General features: G+C 45.3%; 2 protein-coding genes. Both read right to left on the reverse strand.

Annotated features, from left to right (window positions below; all coding sequences use genetic code 11):
- Positions 1-36 precede the first annotated feature (36 nt).
- The gene (locus tag WCM76_10970; GenBank protein MEI6766155.1) at positions 37-1653 is read right to left on the reverse strand and encodes an immunoglobulin domain-containing protein; all 1617 of its coding nucleotides are present in this window, start codon (positions 1651-1653) and stop codon (positions 37-39) included.
- A gap of 95 nt (positions 1654-1748) precedes the next feature.
- Positions 1749-7661 carry a T9SS type A sorting domain-containing protein gene (locus WCM76_10975; GenBank protein ID MEI6766156.1) on the reverse strand — a complete coding sequence of 1971 codons (5913 nt, stop codon included), beginning with the start codon at positions 7659-7661 and terminating at the stop codon, positions 1749-1751.
- Between the last annotated feature and the right edge of the window lie 53 nt (positions 7662-7714).

Raw genomic sequence — 7714 nt, forward strand, 5'->3', positions numbered from 1 at the left:
TTCATCTAATAAATTATTTCATAGAAAATGGCGGCATCATTTAATGATCTTCTGGATAATTATTTTATTTATCCGTATTGTGAAAATGCCCGAAGTGAGTGCCGAAATATCAAGGTCGGTATAATGTGCCTGTTGATAATTTTTGGAAATGAGCAGGTGTCCTGTTGCATCAAACACTTCGATGGTGCTGATACCATCGTCAAAATGAATAGAAATTATTTCTTTAGCAGGATTCGGATATACACTGAAATTGCGGTTGCTGTATTCTTCAGTTACTCCCGAACAAATATCAAAATTAATATCAATGCCTGCACTTCCGGTACACTGATTATTGTTGGTCACAGTAACTGTGTATGTCCGAATACCAGTCCCAAAGCCATTGGTGTCGGCGGTTATAAATTCCAGATTGCTTCCGGTTGACCAGTTGTATTGTGAATAATCGGCACCGGCATCCAGAAGAATGGATGAGCCGGAACAAACCATGGTATCGTTGCCAATGAAGGGCACAGGGCGCGGATTTATAGTAAGGGAAATCGTATCACTGAATGAGCTTCCGCAGGCATTTATTGCATTTATATAATAGTGGCCGTTTTGTGCAGGCAGTGCATTCGTAATAGTATACACGCTGTCGGTTGCCGCAGATTGAAATACATTATTGAAGTACCAACCCAGATTCATAGGAGTAAAACTATTGATGTGTGCTCTCAGAAATGCATTGCTGCCTTCGCAGATGGCAGTGTCAGGTGTAAGCATCATTGCTGTGGGAGCTGTGTTTACGCTTACATTTATCAATGACGTAGAATCTGAACCAAGGCTATTGGTAACTATGCAGCGATATGTACCTGCATTTAACGGACCGGTATTTGGGATGCTTAGAGTGCTGTCGCTGAATGTTCCTATTGATGTGCCGTTTCTCTTCCATGTGAATGAAAGAGGGGCGGTGCCGCTTGCATGAACTTTTAATTTCAGCATACTGCCTGCACAAACAGCGGTATCATTTGTGTGTCCTGTAACATTTGGCGCAACAGGTGCTGCAACCGTTGCCACCTGTATATTATCAAACTTCACAAAATAGACATTCGAATTATTATAGCCGCAGCTGGGTTCAATGTAGAACAGCACATTCGACTTATTCGTTACATTGGAAAGAAAGTATTTTACCTCTACTCTTGCCCAGGTAAGGGCAACATTAAATCTAAATCCGTAACCGTTTGCACCAAAATTCACCATGCTTTCCACACCATTTATTTTAACACTGCTTACATCATTGTGGTAGGCACTTCCTCCCTGATCCCATAGGTAGAATCGAATCTGATCATTGGGCTGTGCTGCAAAATAGGAGTTGCAAAAATCGAATGACAGAACAACGGTGTCTCTTCCTGTGCAATTGACCTGCGGCAGCCGTAAAAAATTACCCCAGTAACTGTTCCATGAACTTGAATAACCTGCATATCCGCCCGGATTTCCTCCGCTTGCAACATAACTGATAGCGGTGTTTGAACTGGGGGCGAACCAGGCAGTGGTAGGCGCGGAACTGCCGTGAGTGAGCACATCAGAATTGAAAGGCTGCGGACCAAGGAGGATTGTCTGAGCATTTATTTCAAAATTGAAGCATAGAAATACGGAGACGAATATCAGAAAGCAGGTTCTCATGAGAATGATTTTTTGCAAAGTTAGGACTATTTTGGGCGGCTGCAAAAAAAAGAGGCAACCGAAAAGGCTGCCTCTTTTATAGGAACTGTTGAAATTTATTTTACAACGGTGCGGATAATGTTTCCGTTAATCTTGACAGCATAAATGCCATGTGCAAGTGTTGTAACGTCTAATTCAACTTTCTGGAGTTTGTCATAATTCGTTTGAAGCAGCAGTTTTCCTGTTACATCATAAACTTCAATCCGATTGATGCCGTCGGTATAAAGAACGGTCATTTCTTCAGAGATTGGGTTCGGATAGATAATCACATTCGGTGTTACCGGTTTGATATCGGCAACAGCAGCGGTTTGAACATTTGCTGTTCCGCGAACTTCGGTAATAACAGCCTGACCGTTGATGTATGCGCTGATAGTACCAAGGTCGGCCGATGTGATTACGTTATTTGATGATGTGAACTGAACAATAAACGGTGCAGTGCTGAATTTAGAACCGGCTGCATTCATACTGTAGGAAGTGAACATCAGCCTGTCGTTATTCAGATTATTGAATACCGGGCTCATCTCATTGTTTGCATTGCGAATGGTGTTGAATGTGAGTACAGACTGGTTATAGTCCATATCAAAGTCAACAGCGGTAACATTATCAGCAGATTCAACCGTTACGGGAATGTACATGCTGTTGCCATCAGTTGTTGCTGCACTCAGATCAATAACAAGTTTGTCTTTTTCTGATTTCAGCACAACAGGAGTGGTATTACCGTTCCAGTTTGCGTCAACGTCACCGAGAAGTATGGCGTGGTAAAGTACAGAGTCAACCATACTGCAGTAACCGTTGTTGATAACAGGCGCAGGCATACAGGTCGGAGTTGCCGGAACTCTGTATCTTGAATATCCGTGTCCGTCGTTCATCGGGTAGGAGCTGCTGATAACATAAGCCGGGCTGGTTGTTACTGTATGATTATCTACAAATAACCAGTCTTTTGAAGGCTTAATCGGATTCGGATAGTTCCATGCCTGTGGGAATTCACAAATACTGAGAACAGTTCTGTTCTGCATCAGTGTGATGTCACCGGCTGAAACAACGCCGTCCATGTTCACATCCATGGCAATAATCTGGTAAGCATTCGGTGTCCATGTGTTGTTCATCGTGGTCACCATGCTTGTGAAGTAGCAGTCATTGCCATTGATAACATTCATAACACTCGGGCAGCTGTTGTTCGGGATGTCCCTTGAAAGCTGAACCGATGTGCCGTTGACGATGTTGTAAAGGAAGTTGCCGTTCACGTCAGGAACATTTACATTGGCATGCTGCATTGCACAGCTTCCGTTTGTTCCGCTGATGTTGGTCACAAGATAGTTGGTCGGGTGAGCTACATCATAACGCAATGGTTTGCTGTCAATGTTATGCAGAATAATTCTGCCTTCCAGTGTATTATCACTTGTCACATTGAATGAGCCGTCATCAACGCATTTCCATGCTGTTGAAGTAACATAGCTTTCAAGTGTAGTATCAACTGAGAAGTTCGCTGTTGTTCCTGCAGGATAATTTCCTGAAAGAACAAACCCTATGCATGCAACTTCGCCTGTTCCCTGGAATTGTGCACCATACTGTGCCTGACTTGTGTAATAAATGCTTACACAAACTGTTCCCGGAATAGTTGAAGCGTTGATGTAATAGTTGGCGTACTGTGAGCCGTTCAGAACAACAGGACCTAAAGTTACCTGACCGGTCGGTGTCATCAATTGAGGATCGTAAGTCATGCAATAGTCCATACCAATGGTTCCGGGTGTCGGCGGGTTCACTGCAATCAAAGGCACGCAGATAGTCGGCAGGTTCGGATCATCACAACTTGCAGTCATATCACCAACTTCATAAGGACATGTAACAACGATTGCTGTTGCAGTTACGGTACATCCGTTGGCATCGGTTACAACTACAGAATAAGTTCCTCCCGGTACACCGGTCAGATCCTGAGTGGTAGCGCCGTTTGACCAGTGATAAGTATAAGGAGCTGTTCCGCCACCTACCGTGAGGTCAACATTGGTTCCAACAACTGCGGTCATTGCTGTAAGAGCAGCTGGCTGAGTTATAGCAATGGTGGCTGTTTTTGCACAACCGTTTGCATCTTTAACCGAGATTGTATAAGAACCCGGAGCAAGACTGAAGGTATTTGCAGAACCCCATGCGCCGCTGTTCAAACGGAACTGGTAAGGAGCTGTTCCGCCGGTAGCTGTAGCAGTTACTGTTGCCATGCCGCCGTTGCAGGCGATAGGTGTTGTAATGCCAAGCGCAAGATTCACAGCTGCAGGTTGTGTAATAGTAATCGTTACGGATGTCGGGCAGCTGCAGGTCAGACATTTCGCACTGGTGCAGGTTCTTGCCCAAAGGGTATAGGTTCCTGCCGGCAGTGAGAATATGTTTGAAGTAACCCATGTAGTTCCGTTCTGGCTGTATTGGAAATTACCCATACCACCGGTTGCGGTAACTTTTACACTTGCATAACCACCGTAGCATGATATCGGGGTGACAATAGCTGCGGTGACGTTAAGCGCCTGTGACTGGGTTACGGTAATCTGACCACTGTTCACACAGTTGTTGGCATCCTTAACATAAATTGTATATGTGCCGGCTGTCAGGCTGAATGTGTTGTTCGTAGTCCATGTTGTTCCATTAAGGCTGAATTTGTAAGGTGCTAAACCACCTGTAGCTGTAGCTGTCACAATACCTGAACCGCCACCGCAAAGTATCGGAGTGGTTACCGCAAGGCTGAGGCTGATCGGAGCAGGCTGTGTAATGGTTATCGTGGAATTCTTGGTGCATCCGCCTGCATCCTTAACATAGATTGTATATGTTCCGGCTGTAAGTGAGAATGTGTTTGCTGAACTCCAGTTTGTACCATTGGTGCTGTATTGGTATGGTGCTGTTCCACCGCTGACACTTGCAGTTAAAGTAGCGCTTCCGCCGTTGCAGGTAATTGCAGTGGTTACCGAAAGTGAAAGTCCGATTACAGCAGGCTGTGATATTGTAATGTATGATGACTGCATACAACCATTAGCATCTTTAACCTTAATATTATAGGTACCGGCAGCAAGGCTGAAAGTATTGTTGGTACTCCAGTTTGTTCCGTTCATACTGTATTGGTAAGGAGCTGTTCCGCCGGTTGCAGTTGCTGTAACTGCAGCGTTTCCGCCATTACATGCAATCGGTGTTGTGATGGCTGTTGTAAGACTGATGGCTGCAGGCTGTGTAATGGTTATAGTTTCGGATGTCGGGCAGGTGCAGGTCTGGCATTTATAACTTGTGCAATGTCTTGCCCAAAGTGTATAAGTGCCTGCCGGTAATGTGAACACGTTGTTTGTTGTCCATGTTGTACCGTTTGAGCTGTACTGATAATTACCCATGCCACCTGTTGCTGTAACTGTAACTGTGGCTGTACCGCCATTACAGGCAATAGGATTAGTTACTGCTATAGAAATATGCAGTGCCTGTGACTCATCTATGATAATCTGCGAGCTGGTTGTGCAGCTGCCTGATTTAGCATAAATAGTGTAAGTACCTGCCGGGAGGCTGAAAATATTGTTGATGCCCCATGAGGTGCCGTTCAGGCTGTACTGGTATGAGCCATTCCCACCGGTAGCTACTGCTTTAACAGTTGCTGTTCCTCCACTGCAAAGTATCGGTTGGGTGATGGTCAGAGCAAGATTAACTGAAGCTGCAGGAGCTACAGTAACGGTTGCGGTCTTTGTGCAACCTGCTGCATCTTTAACATAGATAGTATAAGTTCCGGCAGCAAGGCTGAAGGTATTCGCCGAAGCCCAGCTTGTTCCATTGGTGCTGTACTGGTAAGGTGCAGTTCCGCCGGTTACTGTGGCAGTTACCGTTGCGTTGGTGCCATTGCAGTTTGTCGGAGTGGTAACTGCTGCCGTGAGGTTCAATGCAGCAGGCTGAGTAACCTGAATACAGCTTGACTTGGTGCAGCCGTTAGCATCCTTTACATAAACTGTATAGTTTCCTGTGCCAACAATAAATGTATTGCTGGAAGTCCAGGTTGTTCCGTTGATGCTGAACTGATAAGGAGCTGTTCCACCGGTTGCGGTAGCTGTAATAGTTGCAGATCCACCATTACATGCAATCGGAGTGATTGCTGCTGTGAGGTTAAGAGCCGCAGGCTGTGCGATTATAATAGTAGAGGAGGTCGGGCAGCTGCATGTCTGGCACTTATAGCTTGTGCAATGCTTTGCCCAGAACGTATAAGTTCCGGCAGGAACAGTGAATACGTTGTTTGACGTCCATGTTGTTCCGTTAGAACTGTACTGGTAATTACCCATTCCGCCGGTAGCAGTTACTTTAACAGTTGCTGTACCACCATTACATGCAATCGGTGTAATGACTGCTATAGTAATGTGGAGCGCCTGTGATTCATCTATGGTTATCTGCGAGCTGGTTGTACAGCTGCCTGATTTTGCATAGATAGTGTAAGTGCCTGCAGGGAGGTTAAAGATATTGTTGATTCCCCATGTGGTGCCATTCAGACTGTACATATATGAGCCATTGCCACCCGTTGCTACTGCTTTGATAGTACCTGTACCACCACTGCAAAGTATAGGCTGTGTAATTGTGAGAGCAAGACTGATAGATGCCGCAGGAACGACTGTAATGGTCGCTGTTTTTGTACAACCCTGAGCATCTTTCACATATATTGTATATGTTCCGGCTGCGAGACTGAATGTGCTTGATGTACTCCAGTTTGTTCCGTTTGTACTGTATTGATAAGGTGCACTACCGCCGGTTGCTGTGGCTGTAACAGTTGCATTGCTTCCATTACAGTTTACCGGTGTTGTAACAGCCAGTGTAAGGCTGACAGGATGCAGCTGACAATAATCAGGACAGTTCAAGTATCCATTATTAACAATACCGTTATCAAAGTTCTCATTAAAGGCAGTCAGAGCAGCATTATACTGTGATGCAGAATAAGCTGAGCCGCAGCCACCAATGAAATGGTTTGCACTGTCAATAAGCTGTGCTGCTGTCCATCCTGTAAATGTACCTGTTGAGATGGTTAGGCTGCCAAGATTTTGTGATGACGGTGAGAAGTTAGGATCATACATATCAAATCCAACTGAAAGCATGGCAGCTACAAGCTGTCCGGCAAGTACGTTGTTGTATGTGCCACCAGGATTGATTAAGGTTCCGGCCGGTAAGGTTGCAGGTGTTGAACCTGAAGGCAGGAAGTCTGTGACAGCCTGTGCAGTTGTGAGCTTGAGTTTGCTGTTGCAGCCAATTGCTAAACCACTCGGGAAAGCACCGCTGAAATTGCTGTGTACATATACTCCGGGGTTGTTTCCATGAGGAGTTGCACCATATCCACCCTGAGTGAATGTTGTAAACTGACAATTGTTAACACAGGTGAAGGCAACGGTACCAGTTCCTGTACAACCATTAGCATCAGTTGCAATAATTGTATAAGAACCCGACTGCAGATTAAATGTATTTGAATTGTAAGCTATTCCATTAACTGTGTAGGAATATGGCGGAATTCCACCACTAACAGTTGCTGTAATAGTTGCAGTTCCGTTATTACACACTGGAACCTGAGGCGTAATAGCCACAACAAGCTGTGCTGCCTGGTTGATGGTGATTGTAGCAGTTGCCGAGCAACCGTTTCCGTCAGTTACAACTACAGTATGTATACCTGCTGTTACTGTGAATACGTTTGATGTGGCAGCTATGCCGTCAATAGTATATGTGAATACACCGTTTCCACCGGTAGCAGTTGCTGTCACGGTAGCTGTTCCGCCGAAGCATGCGATAGCATGTGTTTCAGCTAAGGTCAGACCAACAGCGTTGTTCTGGTTGATGGTGATTGTGGCAGTTGCCGAGCAACCGTTTCCGTCAGTTACAACTACAGTATGTAAACCAGCTGTTACTGTGAATACGTTTGATGTGGCAGCTATGCCGTCAATAGTATATGTGAATACACCGTTTCCACCGGTAGCAGTTGCTGTCACGGTAGCTGTTCCGCCGAAGCATGCGATAGCATGTGTTTCAGCTAAGGTCAGAC

This window comes from Bacteroidota bacterium, assembly GCA_037133915.1.
Classification (GTDB): Bacteria; Bacteroidota; Bacteroidia; order Bacteroidales; family CAIWKO01; genus JBAXND01.

Excerpts from the sequence above, each read along its gene's own strand:
- WCM76_10970 (MEI6766155.1), bottom strand. The coding sequence starts at position 1,653 with ATGAGAACCTGCTTTCTGATATTCGTCTCCGTATTTCTATGCTTCAAT.